Annotated in this window: 11 protein-coding genes and 1 riboswitch; of the genes, 5 read left to right on the top strand and 6 right to left on the bottom strand. The window is 53.0% G+C overall.

Going from position 1 to position 19,404, the window contains the following annotated elements:
- Positions 1-78: 78 nt before the first annotated feature.
- From epsC to cysT, 6 genes are all read right to left on the bottom strand, one after another.
- Positions 79-1,008, bottom strand: coding sequence for a serine O-acetyltransferase EpsC (epsC, locus tag METH11B_RS0104140; RefSeq protein WP_026600929.1), 930 nt, complete (start codon positions 1,006-1,008; stop codon positions 79-81).
- Positions 1,005-1,982 (bottom strand): cysteine synthase A, encoded by a 978-nt coding sequence (gene cysK / locus METH11B_RS0104135; protein WP_026600928.1) that lies wholly within the window; start codon positions 1,980-1,982, stop codon positions 1,005-1,007. The genes epsC and cysK overlap by 4 nt, the downstream gene beginning before the upstream one ends.
- Before the next feature lie 341 nt (positions 1,983-2,323).
- The gene (locus METH11B_RS0104125) at positions 2,324-3,226 is read right to left on the bottom strand and encodes a LysR substrate-binding domain-containing protein (protein ID WP_020481373.1); all 903 of its coding nucleotides are present in this window, start codon (positions 3,224-3,226) and stop codon (positions 2,324-2,326) included.
- A 108-nt stretch (positions 3,227-3,334) separates the two neighbouring features.
- On the bottom strand, positions 3,335-4,378 hold the full coding sequence (locus tag METH11B_RS0104120) for a sulfate/molybdate ABC transporter ATP-binding protein (protein WP_036276830.1): 1,044 nt from the start codon (positions 4,376-4,378) through the stop codon (positions 3,335-3,337).
- 65 nt (positions 4,379-4,443) lie between these two features.
- Positions 4,444-5,307 (bottom strand): sulfate ABC transporter permease subunit CysW, encoded by an 864-nt coding sequence (cysW, locus tag METH11B_RS0104115; RefSeq protein ID WP_026600926.1) that lies wholly within the window; start codon positions 5,305-5,307, stop codon positions 4,444-4,446.
- Between the two features lie 8 nt (positions 5,308-5,315).
- A complete protein-coding gene (cysT, locus tag METH11B_RS0104110) occupies positions 5,316-6,143 on the bottom strand; it encodes a sulfate ABC transporter permease subunit CysT (RefSeq protein ID WP_026600925.1) in 828 nt (275 codons plus the stop codon).
- A 306-nt stretch (positions 6,144-6,449) separates the two neighbouring features.
- Between cysT and METH11B_RS0104105 the strand changes: the two genes are divergently transcribed.
- The 5 genes from METH11B_RS0104105 to METH11B_RS0104085 all read left to right on the top strand — a co-directional run bounded on the left by METH11B_RS0104105 (position 6,450) and on the right by METH11B_RS0104085 (position 19,401).
- Positions 6,450-6,641, top strand: coding sequence for a YezD family protein (locus tag METH11B_RS0104105; protein WP_026600924.1), 192 nt, complete (start codon positions 6,450-6,452; stop codon positions 6,639-6,641).
- 135 nt (positions 6,642-6,776) lie between these two features.
- The gene (locus METH11B_RS0104100) at positions 6,777-8,285 is read left to right on the top strand and encodes an alginate export family protein (RefSeq protein WP_155931077.1); all 1,509 of its coding nucleotides are present in this window, start codon (positions 6,777-6,779) and stop codon (positions 8,283-8,285) included.
- 339 nt (positions 8,286-8,624) lie between these two features.
- Positions 8,625-13,709, top strand: a complete 5,085-nt coding sequence (locus METH11B_RS27610) for a PAS domain S-box protein (protein ID WP_026600922.1) — start codon at positions 8,625-8,627, stop codon at positions 13,707-13,709.
- Between the two features lies 1 nt (position 13,710).
- A complete protein-coding gene (locus METH11B_RS27605; RefSeq protein ID WP_026600921.1) occupies positions 13,711-17,928 on the top strand; it encodes a response regulator in 4,218 nt (1,405 codons plus the stop codon).
- A 313-nt stretch (positions 17,929-18,241) separates the two neighbouring features.
- Positions 18,242-18,342: riboswitch (guanidine-I (ykkC/yxkD leader) on the top strand.
- A 63-nt stretch (positions 18,343-18,405) separates the two neighbouring features.
- Complete coding sequence (locus METH11B_RS0104085; protein WP_026600920.1) at positions 18,406-19,401, top strand: ABC transporter substrate-binding protein; 996 nt, start codon at positions 18,406-18,408, stop codon at positions 19,399-19,401.
- Positions 19,402-19,404: the final 3 nt, after the last annotated feature.

The following is a 19,404-nucleotide window of genomic DNA, read 5'->3' as shown; positions in this document are numbered from 1 at the left end:
TGGTGGGTTGTTAACTGGGTGTTTTCGTTGCAGATGTTTTTAATGTTGGTGTTAAAAATACCGATTTGCCGTCGGCGTTTAAATCCCGCCACCGCCGGCAAATACTTCGGTGCGGTTCTGGCCTTGGCTGACCAGGCTGTCGGGCGGTACGCTGTGGGTTAGCCAGACGTTACCGCCTATCGTCGAGCCGTGGCCGATGGTGATGCGCCCCAAAATCGTGGCGCCGGCATAAATCACCACATCGTCCTCGACGATGGGGTGGCGGGCGTGGCCCTTGACCAGAATGCCGTTGTCGTCTTTGTCAAAGCGTTTGGCACCGAGCGTCACGGCTTGATAGAGACGCACCCGACGGCCGATGACGGCGGTTTCGCCTATCACCACGCCGGTGCCGTGATCGATAAAAAAGCTTTCGCCAATTTGCGCACCGGGATGGATGTCGATGCCGGTGGCGGAATGCGCCACTTCGCTGATGACCCGCGCCACCAGCGGCAGACCTAACTCGTAAAGCACATGCGCCAGCCGGTGATGAATTACGGCTGTGATGCCTGGGTAACAGACCAATACTTCGTCGGCGCAACGTGCGGCGGGATCGCCTTCGTAAGCGGCTTGAATGTCGCTGTCGATCAATTGCCGCACGCCAGGTAATTGAGCAGCAAACTGCCGAGTGATGTCTGTCGCTTGACTATGCGTGTCCAGGGACAGGCCTTGCTGTTCGGCGACAAATTGCAATTCCAGGCCGATTTGCCGTTGCAATTGTCGTAGCAGACTATCCAATGTGTGGCCGACAAAATAATCGATACCTTCGTCAGTCAGGTCGGGCATCCCCAGCCGGTTTGGGAACAGCACCGCGCCCAAATTGTCGACGATTTGGCTTAACACTTTGCGCGAAGGCAATTTGGGCGGATGTTCGCGGCGGTGGCGGTTTTCCAGGGATTGCAGACGCAGTTCGCGCAGTTCGGCGACCAGTGCATCGATTTCCCAGCGTTGGCCGTTTTCAGTTAAGGTCATAGCGCCACACCTTGCGGGTCGAATAGGCCTTCGAACAAGGCCGAGCTCAAGTAGCGCTCGCCGGAGTCCGGCAAGATGACCACAATCGTTTTGCCTTCGTGTTCCGGACGCTTTGCCACCCGCACCGCCGCAGCCACGGCCGCACCGCAGGAGATGCCAGCCAGGATGCCTTCCTCGCGCGCCAGACGGCGGGCATAGGTTATGGCATCGTCGTTACTGACCAGGGCAATTTCGTCAACCAGGGACAAATCCAATACTTCCGGCACAAATCCCGCACCGATGCCCTGAATCTTGTGCGGCGCCGGCTGCAGGGGTTCGCCGGCGCGGAATTGGGTCAAGATCGGACTGGCTTCGGGTTCTACTGCTACCGAAATGATCGGTTTGCGCTGTTTGAATTTGATATAGCGCGAAACCCCGGTAATGGTGCCGCCGGTGCCGACGCCGGACACCAAAATGTCGATAGCGCCGTCGCTGTCGGTCCAGATTTCCGGGCCGGTGGTCAGTTCGTGGATGGTTGGATTGGCGGGATTTTTAAACTGTTGCAGCAATACGTAGCGGTCCGGATCGGATGCGGCAATTTCTTCAGCTTTGGTGATTGCGCCTTTCATACCCTTGGCGCCCTCGGTGAGGACCAGTTTGGCGCCGTAAGCCACCAATAATTTGCGCCGTTCCAGACTCATCGTCTCCGGCATCGTCAAAGTCAATGGAATACCGCGGGCGGCGGCCACGAAGGCCAGGGCGATGCCGGTATTGCCACTGGTCGGTTCTATCAATTCTTTGCCGTCGGTGAGCAGACCGCGCTGCTGGGCGTCGTTGATCATGGCCGCACCGATGCGGCATTTCACGGAATAGGCTGGATTGCGGCCTTCAATCTTGGCCAGCAAAGTCACCGGCGCACCGTCGGTAATGCGGTTTAGCCGGACTAATGGGGTGTTGCCTATCGATTGCGAGTTATCTGGATACCAATGCGTCATGGCGGTATTACTCCCTGTCGGTTTTCTGCGGGCCAAAAAAAAGCCAGCAGCCTGCTTATGAGTTCAGGCGTACTGGCTTCCGGCGGTCCGGTCAGCGATTTTTTTTAAAGTACTTGGTTTAAACGAAGGCTGTCAATACAGGTGCGGGCAGCCTAGGTTTGTGTAATGCCTATTTGAGATATATAAATCTAAAAATATGATTTACCTCGTTGCAACGGGCTTGCTGCGGTGGTTGGGTTGTTTGTAAGTCTTTGTTTTTGCGTGAAGCAGCGCAAAGTCAAAATTTTTAGGGCTGCTCTTATGATAAATATGGAAATAAAAACCGAAATTCCTGCTGGATTTTAATATTGATGCTCCTTGGTGGCTTTGGAAAGCAGCTCGTTAATGAAATATTGCAAATAAGTCGGCAGATATAATTGCTTCAAGTAGGCAATTTTCGTTACCGAGCGCGGGATCAGGTGTGACAAATCCCTGGCGACCAAATCATTGTCGTTGCGCGATTCATACGACGTGCCGGCGATAATTCCCACGCCCAAACCCAATCTGACATAGGTTTTGATGATGTCGGAATCGGCGGCGGACAGGGTGATGTCCAGCTCTTTACCGGCGTTCTTAAAGGCTTTTTCGATGGTCGAACGGCCGGTATAGCCTTGCGAGTAAGTTAAAATCGGAAATGCGGCCAGCCGGCCCAAGGTCACATCGCCTTGCGCCAAGGGGTGATGGCGCGGCACTACGGCAATGTGCTGCCATTCGTAGCAGGATTTGACGACCAGTTTCTCGTCCTCGTCCAGCTTTTCGGTGCAGATGGCAATATCGGCCCGATGCTGATGGAGTTGCTCAATCAGCTCCTGGGGCGAGGATTGCACCATGTAGATAGTAATGCCCGGATATTTTTCCCGGAATTTTTGCACCGGTTCCGGCAGCAAGTACTTGGCTTGAGTATGGGTGGTGGCGATATGTAAAGCGCCGTTGCGATTCTCGCGAAAGTCGTCGGCTATCGACAGGATGTTCTTTTTGGCCTGATTGATCCTGTCCACCTGTTCCATCACCTGCTCACCCAGCGGGGTCAGGCCCAGCAGTTTTTTGCCGTGGCGTTCGTACAAAGGAGAGCCCAATTCCTCCTCCAGTAACTGCAATTGCCGGCTGGCAGCCGACTGCACGACATGCATAATTTCCGCGGCTTTGGATTGGTTGAACTGGGTGTCCTTCAGGACACGCAATAATTCAAGCTGATTTAGATTCATATCGGTCTTTCCATGGGGTGATTTGAGCGATGGGGCAACAATCGTGAGCCGTGTCAAATTCCTGTTCGGGGCTATGCTCGGCATAGCCCGAGCTATGAAGGGGTGCTGTCAATTAAACCAATGCGCCTGCTTGATATGCACAGCCACGCGGTCGCCCTTGTTTAAATTCAATTGTTTGAAGCGTTCGTTAGGCATTTCCGCAAACAGTGTTGCGCCGGAACCGTTATGTTGCGGATTGAACAGCTCGACGCGTATCGTCGCGCCCAGATGTTGCCAGTCTTTCAACGTCACCGGCGAGCCGAAAGGTTCTTCGGCCTTGACGATGTCGATATGATGCGGGCGCACGTGCGCGAAGATGCCTTGCGGTTTTTCCGCCAGAATCCCCGCACGTTGCAGCCAGTTGCTTTCAGTTTCCGACAGGTCGAAAACGTTGGTTTGGCCGATGAATTTGGAAACAAAGGCATTGGCCGGATGATCGTAAATATCGGCCGGTGCGCCTTGTTGCTCGATACGGCCTTGATTCAATACGACGACTTGGCTGGCCACTTCCATCGCTTCTTCCTGATCGTGGGTCACAAAAATACTGGTGACGTGCAATTCCTGATGCAGATTGCGCAGCCATTGCCGCAGGTCCTTGCGCACGCTGGCATCTAGGGCGCCGAACGGTTCGTCGAGTAATAACACGCTGGGTTCCACCGCCAAGGCTCTAGCTAAAGCAATGCGCTGCCGCTGCCCGCCCGATAGTTGATCCGGAAAACGATCCGCCAGCCAATCCAATTGCACCAACTCCAATAAGGCGTGCACTTTTTTGCTGATAAAGGCTTCGGTTGGCCGTTCCTTGCGCGGTTTGACCCGCAAACCAAAGGCGATGTTGTCGAACACCGTCATATGCCGGAACAAGGCGTAATGTTGAAACACAAAGCCGATGCCGCGCCGGCTGACATGTTGCTCGGTCTTGTCTTCGCCGCTGAGTAGAACCCGGCCGAAATCCGGGGTTTCCAGGCCGGCGATGATGCGTAACAAGGTGGTCTTGCCGCAGCCGGACGGGCCCAACAAGGCTACCAGTTCGCCTTCCGGAATTTCCAAACTGACGTCGTACAAGGCGGCAAATTTGCCGAAGTTTTTGCTGATATTGTTTAACAAAATACTCATGTTTTTTATCTCATAACGGATGTTAAGCGGACGATAGAACGCCTGCGTTTTTTCGTCTTTCGTCTTTAAACCCTGGCCTGCTTCCATTCCAAAAAGCTTTTCAAAACCAGCGTAACGATGGCCAGGCCGGCCAGAATCGACGCGCTGGAAAACGCGCCTATGACGTCGTAATCGTTGTAACTGACTTCTACGTGTAGCGGCAGGGTGTTGGTGACGCCGCGAATATGTCCGGATACCACCGATACGGCGCCGAATTCGCCCATCGCCCTGGCATTGCACAGCAACACGCCGTAGAGCAAGGCCCATTTGATATTGGGTAAAGTCACTTTAAAGAATGTCTGCCAACCGCTGGCACCCAGCGATAGCGCGGCTTCTTCCTCCTCGTTACCCATTTCCTGCATTAGCGGGATCAATTCGCGCGCCACAAAGGGGAAGGTGATAAAGATGGTCGCCAGCACGATGCCGGGCACCGCGAAAATCACCTTGATGTCATGCGCGGAAAACCATTGCCCGAACCAACCTTGGGCGCCAAACATCAGCACGAAAATCAAGCCGGAAATAACCGGTGAAACCGAAAAGGGCAGATCTATCAAGGTGGTCAGCAAGCTTTTGCCCCAAAACTCGAAGCGGGTGATCGCCCAAGCCGCAGCAACGCCAAATACGGTATTCAGCGGGACCGTGATCAGCGCAACCAATAGCGTCAGCTGCATGGCGGCGATGGCGTCAGGCTGGGCCAGTGCAGTCCAATAAGCCTGCCAGCCTTTAGAGAAGGCCTGATATAACACCAAGCCCAGCGGCACACATAGAAACAACACAATAAAACCCACCGCTACGCCAACCAGGCCCCAACGTACCCAGAACGGATCGTGTAACGCTTTGAAGTTGGCTTGGCCGGTGGCGTCACCGATGACATGAACGTTGGCGTGCATGATTCCTCCTAAATTTGCCCGGAGCGGCGGCGCGCCCAGAGTTGCAGTAAATTAACGATCAGCAACAACAGGAACGATACCAGCAACATCGTCAGAGCTATCGCAGTAGCGCCGGCGTATTGGTACTGTTCCAGTTTGGTGATGATGAGTAGCGGGACAATTTCCGAGACATAAGGCAGATTGCCGGCGATAAAAATCACCGAACCATACTCGCCAACGCCTCGGGCAAATGCAAGCGATACGCCGGTCAACAGTGCCGGAAAAATGTTGGGAAAGATCACCTGGGCAAATACTTGCAAGCGACTAGCGCCCAGACTAGATGCGGCTTCTTCCATTGTGGTGTCGAATTCTTGCAACACCGGTTCGACGGTTCGTACTACGAAGGGGATGCCGATAAAAATTAACGCCACCACAATCCCCAGAGGCTTGTAAGCCACTTGCACGCCCAATGAGCTCATCAACCATTTACCCAGCATGCCGCTGGGCTGAAAAATGGTCGCCAAGATGACCCCCGCTACCGCTGTCGGTAAGGCAAACGGTAGATCAATTAAAGCGTCTAAAAAGCGCTTGCCGGGAAAGGGATAACGCACCAACACCCAGGCGATGACAAATCCGAATACGCCCGCCACCAAGGCGGCAATCAGCGAGGTGCCGAAGCTGACCCGGAACGACGATACCACCCGGTTATTGCTAATGATGTCCACATATTCGCCCCAACCCAGTTGTAAGCTTTTAAATACCAGGGTGCTCAAGGGGATCAGCACCACCAGTCCGAGGTAGAACAAGGTGTAGGCCAGTGCCGGTCGAAAGCCCGGCATGATATTGCTTTGGGTCATGGTGTTTCTCTGGAAACAGTCAGTAGGTGATGACAGGATAGAGAAACTTAAATGCCAACGGAAATGATATAAATTGAATTGATAATCTTTTATTTAGATAACAAATGGTCGAATATCGGCGGTTGCAGCCAGGATGGGAGAGCAAATATTCGTCATCGTATATATCCAATTAACAGATATATATTTCTGTTTATATCGTTTTCAATCGCTTTGTGGTTTTTTTACCATTTGTCCAACGGTCATGGGTAATTATCCGTAATACCTATGCAGAACACCAAGATAACCCACCATACTCCAGGAGGCTATATGGCGATTGAACTTAACAGTCATGCATTGAAGCAAGGCGACAATAAAGAAATTGCACTGCAAATCGCAGCGATTTTGCAGGACATCCGCTTCGGTTCGGTCGAAGTTGTCATTCACGATGGACGGATCGTCCAGATCGATAAACGCGAACGGTTCCGTCTCGGTCAGCAAAAGGAATCCGCGTATCAATAACCAAGATCTAGCTGGCGGATAGACGGCTCTCAGCCTGTTTACCCTTAGCGAAACACGTTCTATGGACGGGCCGTGTGAAGGCAAGACTTGTTTTTTAAGCAAGAAACCAAAACCCTAAAACCCAAAAATAACAATATGAAACGTCACTCATTAAATAAGTTGTCGACATCGGGCGCCTTGGGCCTGTTGTTGGTGTGGTCAGGCTCGGTAGCCGCCGAGGATTATTATGCAAAAACCAAAGGTTACCGAGTCGAACCCGAGCCCGATCCACCCAGCTACGTGCGCAATTTGAGCAAAACCCAGTTCGAGCAATTTCGTGACGTGAAATGGCTTGATGTCGGCTTGGACTTTCGGAGCCGTTACGAATATCGCGAGAACGACTATCGGCCTACCGGCAGCCGCTTCAAAAACGACCCGGATAATCTGTGGTTGTTGAGAACCCGCGCCTATATAGGCATACATGACATTCTGGATCCGTTCCGTTTTGTGGTAGAAGCGCAGGACTCGCGCAGTTACAACAGCCTGTATGCCAAGACCAATTCGGACGTTAACGAATTTGACCTGATTCAAGGTTATGGTGAGTTGTATTTCGAAAACGCGTTGGGTCACAACCGGCCTTTGAGCATCAGAGCCGGTCGCCAGAGCCTGGAATTGTTGGATAGACGCTTGATTGGTAACAACCAGTTCCGCAATACGACGAATAACTTTGAGGGTTACCGGGTGCGGTTCGGTAAAAAGCAAAACAATTGGGACTTGGACACCTTCGCTTTCCAGCCGGTGGATCGGATCATGAATGAATTCGATCAGCCGGATGAAGATACCTGGGTATACGGTGCGGTACTGAGCATCAAGCAATGGTCGGAATTTATTACTATCCAGCCTTATTTCTTAGGGCACAAGGTGGACGGTGATCCTTACAACGCTGTGAATGCCAGCCGCAAAGCTGATGTGGATGTCTATGCACCAGGTTTGCGAATCTATGGTGTCATACCCGATACCGGTTTCGATTACGATACCGATATCAACAAGCAGTTTGGCCGGTTTGGCAAGTTATCGACCACCGGGCGGAGAACTCAGACATTACAACAGCACGACGCGATTGCTTACTCGCTGGAGTTGGGTTACACCTTCGATCACGACTGGAAACCCAGGGCCAGCGCTTATTACGGTTATGGCTCCGGCGACAAAAGCGCTAACGATACAACGAACCAAAATTTGGATACGTTTTTCGGTTTCAATCAGCCCTGGTCGCGTAACGATTATTTTTCCTGGAATAACATCCACGCCCCCAAGGTCCGTTTGGAATTTACGCCCTACAAGGACGTGCAAATCGATACCGGTTATAACGCCTACTGGATGGCCAGCGATGGTGGCGGTTGGAACCGTGCCGGGTTAACCGGTGCGAACGGCAAGACCTTTTTGGGTCATGAGTTCGACATTCGCTTACGTCATAAACTCAACGCCTACGTGGACTGGAGTTTGAGTTATGCGCGTTTTACGCCAGGTGATTACACCACATCGCAAAACGGCGTTCGTCAATCAGCGACAGCGACAGGGGCACCTTTCACCAATGAGCCGGGTAATTTCTTCTATTTCGAAGTTTCGCTGAACGCCTTTGGCGACGGTAAACCAACCTATAAATGAGCATCGCCGGCGGGCCTGCAAGGGGCCGTTAACGCTTAACGGCAAAGGGGTGAATGGATTTACCCCAAAACCGCCGGTATCTGTCGTTGATTGATGGCCGCTGTCGGTAGGTGGATTGGCGGAAGAGTACCTTCGTCTCCACATCGCCAGCCACAACTGGCATCGTGATCTCGACCAGCCCTTCGGCTTTGCTGCGGACAGGCTTTTCGAAGCCGGATGCAGCCTGTCTTTCGATAGGCTCAACGGGATCCGTGACTAAGGGCCGGGCTAATAATCAGCGAGATTATTTAAATAGAAATCCCCTCGGCAGTCGCTATACTCTCCGCAGGAGGAGGGTTTATGCGTGAAGCAATGGCGCCTGCATGGCTGAGATGGATAGCTGCTGCCGGGCTTTATATCTTAACGGCCAGATTGGCTTTGTTGTATTTCGCGCCTAATGGCAGCGCCAGTGTGTTTTTTATTGCCAGCGGGCTGGCATTGGCGGCCATTTTGCTGGGCGGCCGCCACTATGTCTGGGCTATATTCGTTGGGGCGTTGGCGCTTAATGTCTGGCAAGGCAAAGCGTTATTGAGCGCGACAAGCATATCGATCGGTAGTACTTTCGGAGCCTGGTCAGGCGCTTGGTTGCTCCAGCGCGTCCGTGGCTTCGACCGTTCTCTGAAAACTCTGCGCGATTATCTGGTGCTGATAAGTTTAGGTGGCGTTGTCGCTTGTTCGCTGACAGCGGCAATAGGCGTGTTGACTTTGTTTGTCGCCGGATTTATCGGCGAGGAGATCGTTCTTTCCTCGCTGCTACATTGGTGGATGGGCGATACGCTGGGCGTGATATTGGTTACGCCGCTGATTCTGGTCTGGGCTAACAGTTCCTGTAAGGTGCAAGGTGTTAAACAATTCAGCGAAGCATTGCTGATCATTGCGCTGAACTTTTTGGTGGGTCAGTTGGTTTTTCTCGATTGGTTTCACGACAGCCTCGGTGCTTACGCGAAAAGTTACTGGATATTTCTATTCGTCAGTTGGGCGGCGGTTCGTCTTGGCAGCCGCGCTACCACGCTGATCTTGGTCGTTACCGCGACACAGGCCATGTTCGGCTTGGTTTGGCGACGCTCCGGCTTGGCCGATCCCAGCTTGGGAGATAATCACGAAATCAACTACTGGTTTTTCATGGTGGTGCTATCGGTAGTGGGCATGGCATTAGCCTGCTATTTTTCCGAGCGGCAAAGGGCCTTGGAAACCTTGGCCGACAAAGAAGATTTGCTACGCACCCTGTTAAAGGCCATGCCCGATAAAATATGGCTGAAAGATCCCAACGGCGTTTACCTGCTGTGTAACCCGAGTTTCGAACCCCTTTTCGGCAAACCCGAACATGTTATCGTCGGCAAGACCGATTACGATTTTGTTAGCCGTGAACAAGCCGATACCTACCGCGAACAGGATTTTAGAGCCATCGCTGCCGGCGAACCTATTCGCAATCAGGACTGGGTAACCCATGACGACGGCAAGCATAAAGTACTCTACGAAACCATTAAAACCCCGGTTAATTCCAGCGACGGCAAATTGATCGGCGTGCTGGGTATGGCCCGAGACATTACCCAACTGCATGCAACGCAGATCGCCTTAAACGAGCGCATCAAGGAACAAAAATGTCTGCACGCGGTTTTTCGCGCCACCGAGGATTTAGAAAAGCCGTTGCCGGAGGTGCTACAGCTTGTTGTTGACCTATTGCCTGCCGGCTGGCTTTGTCCCGAAGCAACTGCCTTCCGCATGGAATGGGAAGGCCAAAGCTATTTCAGCGGCAATTTCAAACATCCTACCGGCTTGCTGACCGCACCCATTCAAATCGACGGTGTAGCCTCCGGCAGCATTTCGGTCGCTCATCCACAATCGCAGCCCGGACTGGACGATCAGTTTTTGGGCGAAGAACGACTTTTGCTCGATGCCGTGGCGGAACGGGTGAGTAGTTTTATAAAACGCCGGATCATCGAGGAAAAAGCCAGAAATCGCGAGCGGATTTTCAGTGCCATCGTCTCGCAGGCCACCGACGCGATTACCCTGATCGATGCTGAAACTTTCGAATTCATCGAATTCAACGATGCCGCCTGCCAACACTTGGGTTACAGCCGCGAGGAATTCGCTTGCTTGCGCCTGCCTGATATACAGGGGGAATTCGACGCCGCCCAGGTGCGCCAGATAGCGGACGATTTCATGCAAGCCGGCGGTGCGCAATTCGATACCTTACGCCGCCACAAGAACGGCACTTTGCTGAATGTCCATGTCAGCATAAAAGTGATTGAAATCAGAGGCCGCAATTATTTGTCCCTGATCTGGTCCGACATTACCGAACGCAAGCAGATTGAACAACAGTTCCGCCATCTCTTCGACCACAATCCGGCACCGATGTTGATCTACGAGCGCGGCACGCTGGCCATGGTTGCCGTGAACGACGCCTTTAACCAGTTATATGGCTACAGCCAAGCGGAAATCACCGCGCTAAAACTCACCGATCTGTTCCCGGAACAACAGAAACAAGCCATTACTAACTTGGCTGCCGGACTGCGCGGATTTGCCTATATCGGCGAGTGGCAGCATATCCTCAAAGACGGCCGGGTGATCGACATCATCGTGCGTTCGCACGACATCCATTTTTCCGAGCGTAACTGTCGAGTGGCAGTGATTACCGACATTACCGAACTGAAACAGGCGGAAGCGGAGCTACGCAAACTGTGGCTTGCGGTGGAGCAAAGCCCCAACAGCATCGTCATCACCAATCTGCAAGCGGAAATCGAGTACGTTAATCAGCATTTTACTACGGTCACCGGCTACAGTCGCGAGGAAGCCATCCGCCAAAATCCGCGGATCCTGCAATCCGGACACACCGGTCAAGCCACTTACGACGAAATGTGGAATACCCTGACCCAGGGTAAAAGCTGGTCCGGCGAATTGATTAACCGCCGCAAGGACGGCAGCGAATACATCGAATGGGCACAGATTACGCCGGTTCGGCAAGCGGACGGTGCCGTCACTCACTATCTGGCCATCAAGGAGGATATTACCGAGAAAAAACGGGTAGAGGTCGAACTGGATTCTTATCGCCACCATCTGGAAGAGCTAGTGGCGGCGCGCACCGTAGAGCTGGAACAAGCCCGGCAGGCTGCGGAAGCCGCTACGCTGGCGAAGAGTCAATTCCTGGCCAATATGAGCCACGAAATCCGCACACCGATGAATGCGATTTTGGGCATGTTGTATTTGGCGCTGAAGCAGGATTTACCCTCAACCTTGCATAACCATTTGACGAAGGCGCAGAGCGCCGCGCATTCGCTGTTGGGTATCATCAACGACATTCTGGATTTTTCCAAAATCGAAGCCGGTAAGCTGGAGGTTGAGTCCACCGAATTTGCTCTGGATAGAGTGCTGGAACAACTCACAGACGCTATCGGACTACAGGCTGAGCAAAAAGGCGTGGAGTTTTTAATTCGCTACGATGTGAATATCCCCGCCACCCTGCGAGGCGATCCACTGCGCTTAAAACAGGTGCTGTTCAATCTGTGCGGCAATGCCATCAAATTCACCGAACGCGGGGAAGTGGAATTGGCGTTCCGGATGCTCAGCAGAAAGGCTGACGCGATCATCTTACAGATTTCGGTTCGCGATACCGGCATCGGTATGGATCGGGAGCTGCAAGGGCGGATATTTCAGAAGTTTACCCAGGCCGATCAGTCCACTACTCGGAAGTTCGGCGGCACCGGATTGGGATTGGCAATCAGCAAACACCTGGTGGAACTGATGGGCGGCAGGATCTGGCTGGAAGATTCACAACCCGGACAAGGCACGACTATTTGTTGCACGGTGCAACTGCAAATTGCCCAACAGGCCGAGGCGCGCCGCCGGGAATTGTTGGATCAGACCGGGTCTTTACTGAAAGGCATCCGCGTCTTGGTAGTGGACGACAACGAAATTTCCCGAGAAATTCTCGCGGAAATGTTACGTTTCTTTCAATTGGATGTCAGTTTGGCCGGCGATGGCGCCAGCGCGATTCGTTTGCTGGAAACCGCCGCCGACCATCCTTTCGATCTGGTGTTGATGGACTGGCGGATGCCCGGCATGAATGGCGACGAAGCCACTAGGCGAATTCATGCCGATGCGGCAATTGTGCTGCAACCTAAGGTGATCATGATCACGGCATACGGCCGCGAAGACGTGATGTCGCTGGCTCACCAAGCCGGAGTAGACGGTTTTCTGATTAAGCCGGTTTCGCCGTCGTCGCTGTTGGATAGTATGCTGTCGGCATTGGGGCGGGGCGACGTCCTCGAAAGGCAGGAATCGCAGTATGCCGCCGCTCAGGCACCGCCGAATTTGCTTGGCCGCCACGTCTTATTGGTGGAAGATAACGCCATCAATCGCGAATTTGCTGTCGAATTGCTGCGCAGTATGAATATCGAGGCGGATGAGGCGGTGAATGGGGAGGAAGCATTGGCGATGGTGCAGCGGTACCAGTACGATTGCATATTGATGGACATCCAGATGCCGGTGATGGACGGTCTGGAGGCAACGCGGCGGATTCGCGCCTTGGCCGGGCAAGCGGGGGGAGAGCGCTTCGCCAGCTTGCCGATTATCGCCATGACCGCGTTGGCAATGGCTCGCGATGCCGAGGAAAGCCGAGCGGCCGGCATGAATGACCACATTACCAAACCGGTTGAACCGCAAAGCTTGTTTTCCTGTTTGGCAAAATGGCTGCCTGCCGTTTCCACCGTTGCTCTTGCCGAGACTTATCTGGTCGATGACGCGCCGGCACGGGTGGTTTGTTCGCCAGAGTTATTAGGCTTGCAAAGTTTGCAAGTCAGCGAGGGTATTCGCCGCATCGGCGGAAAGGAAACCGCTTACCGTAAACAACTCAGGCGTTTTCGCGAACATTACGCCAACGCAGTTGACGAATTACAGCGTATATTGCAGACCGATAATCTCACGGCCGCTGAAAATTATTGTCATTCCTTGAAAGGCGTGGCCGGCAATATCGGTGCCAACGCGTTTTACGAGTGCGTCGCCGGCATCGATGCCGGGCTTAAACAACAGCAAAGGCCGGCCGCAGAAAACTTGGAGCAGCTGCGCAACTTACTGCAACAAGTGATGACCGACATCGATAGTCTTGCCGCACCGCCGGCGCCGGCCGCTTTGCCGACAAAACGGCTCTCCGCCGATGCCGTGAACGCTAAAATTACCCGGCTAATGGCTGTTTTGGAAACTGATTTAGGCGCAGCCGAAGCGTTGATCGGCGATTTACGCCAGGGTACGGCCGCTAGTGAATTCGAAGCCGATTTCGCCAAGATTGCCGCCGAGGTCGATGCGTTTAACATAGATCAAGCCATAGCCCTGTTGGTTGCGGTGCAACAACGCCTGTTGGCTGGACCATCATTAGATCAGCGAAACTAACATGTCCCAGACGAATAACAGCAAACCGAGTATTTTGATCGTCGATGACGTCAATGAAAACCTGCATGCTTTATTGAGCATTCTACGCGAAGACTACGCCATTCTTGCCGCCACCAACGGCGAAAAAGCGCTGGAACTGGCGACACGCGCCCCAGGCCCGGATCTAGTATTGCTGGACATTAAAATGCCGGGCATGGACGGTTACGAAGTGTTGCGGCGGCTGAAGACCGATCCGATGACGGCCGATATTCCGGTGATCTTCGTCACGGCCTTGTCGGAAACCGCCGACGAGGCCGCCGGCCTTAAGTTGGGCGCTGCCGATTACATCACCAAACCGATCAATCCCGACCTACTGAAACAGCGGATACTGACGCAACTGGAATTGCGCCAATATCGCCGCAAACCGCTGATGTCCTTAAACGAACAGATGTTAATCAGAGCGGAGCGGCCGGTACTGCTGTTGGTTGACGATATGCCGGAGAATATCCACGAGTTGGCCGAGGCCCTAAAGGAGGAATACCGCATCCGGGTAGCCAACAACGGCCGCAAAGCCGTCGAAATAGTGTTGGGTCCCCATCCGCCCGATGTGGTGCTGCTTGACATCCTGATGCCGGAAATGGACGGGTATGAAGTGTGTCGGCGCATCAAGGCAACAGCCGTAGGTAACCGGATACCGGTGTTATTCGTCAGCGTGGTTGATAAAACGGTGGACAAAGTGCGCGGCTTCTCGATTGGTGCCGCCGATTACATTACCAAGCCTTTTGATATCGATGAAGTGCGGGCGCGGATACGCACGCATTTGGAACTTAGCCGCCTGAATCATCATTTCGAGCAGTTGATTGAGCTGCACACCGCCGAGTTGCAACACTTGGACTCTATCGTCTGTCGGTCTCCGGTGGTCGCGATTACCTGGCGCAACACCGAGGATTGGCCGGTGAGTTACGTCAGTGCCAATATCTCGGATTGGGGTTATCGTCCGGAGGACTTGCGCTTGGGCAAAGTGAAGTATCTGGATTTGCTCCCGCCCGAAGACCGGTTTCGGATCGAAGCCGAAGTCGCTGAACACATTGCTCATGGCCCGGACGAATATCATCAGGAATACCGCCTATTGCACGGTGACGGCCATTGGCTCTGGATCGATGAATTTACCCGACTAAGCCGTAACGAACAGGGCGAAGTGGATTCCTTCGATGGCTTGTTGAATAACATCACCGCACGCGTCGAAGCCGAGCAGGCTTTGCGGGAGCGGGAGCATCAATTGCGGGTGATGGGCGATAATCTGCCCGATGGTTATGTGTATCGTTACCAAATCTGGCAGGACGGGCGGGCTGCTCTGCAATACATTAGCGCCGGGGTGGAGAAATTGCACGGGCTGAAACCCGCGCAACTGATCGACGACATCAATCCGTTCTTTGCGCAAATGGCGCCCGAGTCGCTTCAGCAATACCGGGAAGCGGAAGCCGAATGCTTAAGGGAATTAAAAGTCTACAAAGGCAGCGTGTTGTTCAATCCGCCCGGCGGCCGCCAGCGCTGGATTGCTTTTCAGTCCAGCCCAAAACAGCAAGCCGATGGCAGCGTGGTTTGGGATGGTGTTGGTGTTGATGTCACTCAGCGTATAGAGAACGAACAAAAGCTGATTTTACAGGCCCGGCGTGCGCAAGCTTTGTTGGAACTGCCAAAGGCATCGGAAGACTTGAATGAAATGGAATTCATGCAGTGGGGTATGGTTCTGGCGGAGGATCTGACCTCTAGCCAGCTGGCTTTTGTGTACTTCATCAATGTTGACGAAGACAGTATGGAGCTGGTGGCTCAATCCCATGGCACTCCGGAATCAAAGGGCCACAGAGTCCCAGAGAAGTGCATTGCTCTGGCTCAGGCCGGTATCTTGGCCGAGTCTGTCAGAAGCCGCGAACCGGCCGTTTTCAATGATTACCCGGTTCATCTCCCTGAACAAGGTTTTTCTGAAACGCAACCCGAACTGCGTCGCCTGATTACCGTGCCGGTAATCGAGAATGGCAAAGTGCTGATGTTAACCGGTGTAGGGAACAAATCGAGCGAGTATACCGGGCTGGATGTCGAAACGGTTCAACTGATAGCCAATGCCCTCTGGCGCATCGTCCAACGCAAGCGTGTCGAGAAAAAGGCCGCCCGTTTCAGCCAGGTGTTGGCCCGCTCCACCAATGAAATTCATATTTTCGATAGCCGGACCCTGCGGTTTATTGATGTTAACCAGGGCGGGCGGGACAATCTTGGTTATTCAAGCCAAGAGCTCGAAGGGATGACGCCGTTGGACATAACACCCGAGTTAACCTTGGAAGCGTTTGAACTGTTGTGCGCGCCGCTGCGTGCGGGCAGCAAGAGTCGCTGCGATTTTTCAACCATCCATCGACGTAAAGACGGTAGCGAGTATCCGGTTGAAGTTCATCTGGAATTAATCGATGATCAACCCCCGTTATTTGTGGCCATCATCAACGATTTGACGGAAACTCGGCAGATGCAGGACCGCATCGTACAATTATCGCGCTACGACCCGGTCACCGGTTTGCCGAATCAATTTTTCTTCGAAGACCTGTTGTCGTCAGCCATCGCGCAAGCCGAGCATCAGCATCACGATATTGCGGTTTTGCGTTTGGATATTGAAAATTTCCACATGATCGATGATACCTACGGTTACGAAATTGGCGACCAAACCTTGAAAATCATTGCCAATCGTTTGGTTAAGGCCGCAGGTAGCGAAGGCCTTGTCACCCGCATGGCCAAGGATAATTTCAATATTGCCTGTTCGGACATCAACGGCCCCTCGGCAGCCGAACAACTCGCTGAAACGGTGAGAGCGGCGGTCACGGAAGCAGTGGTTTTAGCCCAGCATGAAATCCATCTGGAAGCCAAGATCGGGATCAGTTTTTATCCCTCTGACGCTAAATCGGCCAGCGAATTGGTGCAGCGCGCCGGGATAGCTTTAAATCACGCCAAAGCCGATAAAGCGTCTGGCTTTCGTTTCTTCAAACAGGACATGAATGAGCTGTTACTGACCCGAATTGCGCTGACCAACGACATGCGCCACGCGGTCGAGCGCGAACAATTTGAGCTTCACTACCAGCCTCAGGTCGATCTTACCAGCGGAAAAGTCATTGGCCTGGAAGCCTTGGTGCGCTGGAATCACCCGCGTGAAGGATTTTTGCCGCCGAATAAATTTATCCCCTTGGCGGAAGAGTCCGGCTTGATCGTGCCCTTGGGGGATTGGATTATCAAGCGGGCCGTGTTGCAAACCAAGGAATGGCGCGATGCCGGTCTAATCCCTGAGGGGTTTACCGTTGCTGTCAATGTCTCCGCCATACAAATGCAGGCGGGTGGATTGGTCGATGTGCTAAAGCAGTTATTCGCTGACATCGATTTGCCGGCCCATTATATTGAATTGGAACTTACCGAAAGCTTGTTGATGACGAATGTAGCCGAGACCCTGACGCTGCTGAAACAGCTGAAGGACCTGAGTATCCATCTGTCGATTGACGATTTCGGCACCGGCTATTCTTCGCTTTCCTACCTCAAACAATTCTCGGTAGACAAGCTCAAGATAGATAAAAGCTTTATCGACAATGTCATCACCGATGCCAACGATGCGGTGATTGTGCAAGCCACCATCGCGATGGCGCACAGCATGGGCCTCGCCGTCATCGCGGAAGGGGTGGAAACCCAGGGGCAAACCACTTACCTGAGAAGGCTGCGCTGTGATCAGCTACAGGGCTATTATTTCAGCCGGCCCTTGCCCAGCGCTGAGATTCGGCAGTTATTGCAGGCTGGAACACTACTGCGATTCCCCTCGGATGAGCAAAAACCGCAGGTGCTTATCGTGGATGACGAACCCTATATCATGTCGGCGCTGAAGCGCTGCTTGTGGCGGGATGATTATGAAATTTTGACGGCCGGCAGTGGTGGAGAAGCACTAGAGTTATTGGCCAATCATCCTGTCATGGTGATTATTTGCGATCAACGCATGCCCGATATGACCGGTACGGAGTTTTTGTCGCGCGTTAAAATCATGCACCCGCGAACGGTACGAATGATTATTTCCGGCTATGCCGACCTAAACACTATTACCGAGGCTGTTAACAAAGGCGAAATATACAAATTCCACAACAAGCCTTGGGACGACGATGAATTACGGAATGACGTTCGGGAAGGCATCGCGCGTTACTATGCCTCTGAAAAAAACAGGTAATTGTAACGGCTTGCAATCGGTCATTTTGTGTCATCGGGCAAAGGGAAATATGGCAGCTTTAAAGGTCAAGGTTTTTGTTTAAAAGAGGGCATTTCGCAAACCAGCCAAGATCCAAATAAGCTACTTTGATCAGAATCTTGTGCACCAATTTAGATCTAATTTTGTCTGTGATTGCACCACTAAAACGCAAAAGGTTGGATTTTGCAATCGGTGTGATTATGTATATTATTGATTTGTATGCAGAGTTAAATATGGCATATTGCTTGCTGAATAGTTTTGCAACACGTGAGGCGCGATCATAAAAGCGCCTTATCAAAATGGTGACTAGGGTTCCGGTTCGATTTCGAACGTCAGCGACCGAGAGTTGCCGGCTTCTTTCGGGGAGCTACACGGCGGGATAAAAGCCCGGGAGGTCAGACGGTTTAACAAACCGGTCCGCCTCTACGTGTAGCTTTTTCAACCCGACCGGAGCTACTCATGACATCTACTTTCTCCCACTGCCTGTCCCGATTAATTGCGCTTGTTCTCGCTGCGGCGTTGTTTTGCTTATCTAAACCGGCTTTCGCCGAGGTAAAGGTCGGCGTCAGCGATTGGCCTGGCTGGGTGGCCTGGTATGTCGCCGAGAAGAACGGCTATTTCAAAAAATACGGTGCCAAAGTCAAACTGGTTTGGTTTGCCAATTACACCGACTCGATCTCGGCCCTATCGGCCGGCCAACTCGATGCCAACTGCCAGACCTGGTCCGACACGATGGCGCCGCTCAGCAAGAACGTGCCGATCAAAGCCATTTTGGTCAACGACAATTCCGACGGCAACGACGCCTTGATAGTCAATCCGGGCATCAAAAGCTTCGCCGACCTGAAAGGCAAAACCATCGCCCTCGAGCAATATTCGATATCCCACTTCGTGCTTGCCACGGCGCTGAGCAAGAACGGCCTAACATTCAACGATATTAAAACCGTAAACCTGTCGGCCGGCGATGCGGCGGCGGCGTTTCTGAGCGGTCGGGTCGACGCGACCGTGGTCTGGAATCCTTGGGTCAACAATATCCAAAGCAGCGGCAAAGGTTCTGCCTTGTTCACTTCCAAAGACATGCCCGGCTTGATCCCGGACTTATTGGTAGCAAGGGTTAAAGCCATCGAAACCCACCGTGCCGAACTGGTCGGCATGATCAAGGCTTGGCAGGATACGCAACGCTTTATCCGCGAGCAGCCCGACCAAGCCGTTACCGTTATGGCCAAAGTGGTCGGCATGAAACCTGACGCCTACAAAGTGTTTCTGCCCGGCACCCGCTTCTTCACATTGGAAGACAACTTGAAAGCCTTGGGACCTGCCGGCGAAACGAACTCGTTGGCAGCCGTCGGCCCAACCATCGCCGCCTTCTTGAAAGATAACCGTTTGATCGACAGCGTGCCGGATTTGGCGGTCGGCGTCGATGCCTCATTGGTGGCCGAAGCGCTCGCCGCTCACTAACGC

It is taken from the genome of Methylomonas sp. 11b (genome assembly GCF_000515215.1).
Classification (GTDB): domain Bacteria; phylum Pseudomonadota; class Gammaproteobacteria; order Methylococcales; family Methylomonadaceae; genus Methylomonas.
Note: the sequence above shows the minus strand (reverse complement) of the source record. Positions and strands in the feature narration are given on the sequence as shown.

Excerpts from the sequence above, each read along its gene's own strand:
- cysW (WP_026600926.1), bottom strand. The coding sequence starts at position 5,307 with ATGCACGCCAACGTTCATGTCATCGGTGACGCCACCGGCCAAGCCAAC.
- epsC (WP_026600929.1), bottom strand. The coding sequence starts at position 1,008 with ATGACCTTAACTGAAAACGGCCAACGCTGGGAAATCGATGCACTGGTC.
- METH11B_RS0104125 (WP_020481373.1), bottom strand. The coding sequence starts at position 3,226 with ATGAATCTAAATCAGCTTGAATTATTGCGTGTCCTGAAGGACACCCAG.
- METH11B_RS27605 (WP_026600921.1), top strand. The coding sequence starts at position 13,711 with ATGTCCCAGACGAATAACAGCAAACCGAGTATTTTGATCGTCGATGAC.
- METH11B_RS0104100 (WP_155931077.1), top strand. The coding sequence starts at position 6,777 with ATGAAACGTCACTCATTAAATAAGTTGTCGACATCGGGCGCCTTGGGC.
- cysK (WP_026600928.1), bottom strand. The coding sequence starts at position 1,982 with ATGACGCATTGGTATCCAGATAACTCGCAATCGATAGGCAACACCCCA.
- METH11B_RS27610 (WP_026600922.1), top strand. The coding sequence starts at position 8,625 with ATGCGTGAAGCAATGGCGCCTGCATGGCTGAGATGGATAGCTGCTGCC.
- METH11B_RS0104120 (WP_036276830.1), bottom strand. The coding sequence starts at position 4,378 with ATGAGTATTTTGTTAAACAATATCAGCAAAAACTTCGGCAAATTTGCC.
- METH11B_RS0104105 (WP_026600924.1), top strand. The coding sequence starts at position 6,450 with ATGGCGATTGAACTTAACAGTCATGCATTGAAGCAAGGCGACAATAAA.
- cysT (WP_026600925.1), bottom strand. The coding sequence starts at position 6,143 with ATGACCCAAAGCAATATCATGCCGGGCTTTCGACCGGCACTGGCCTAC.
- METH11B_RS0104085 (WP_026600920.1), top strand. The coding sequence starts at position 18,406 with ATGACATCTACTTTCTCCCACTGCCTGTCCCGATTAATTGCGCTTGTT.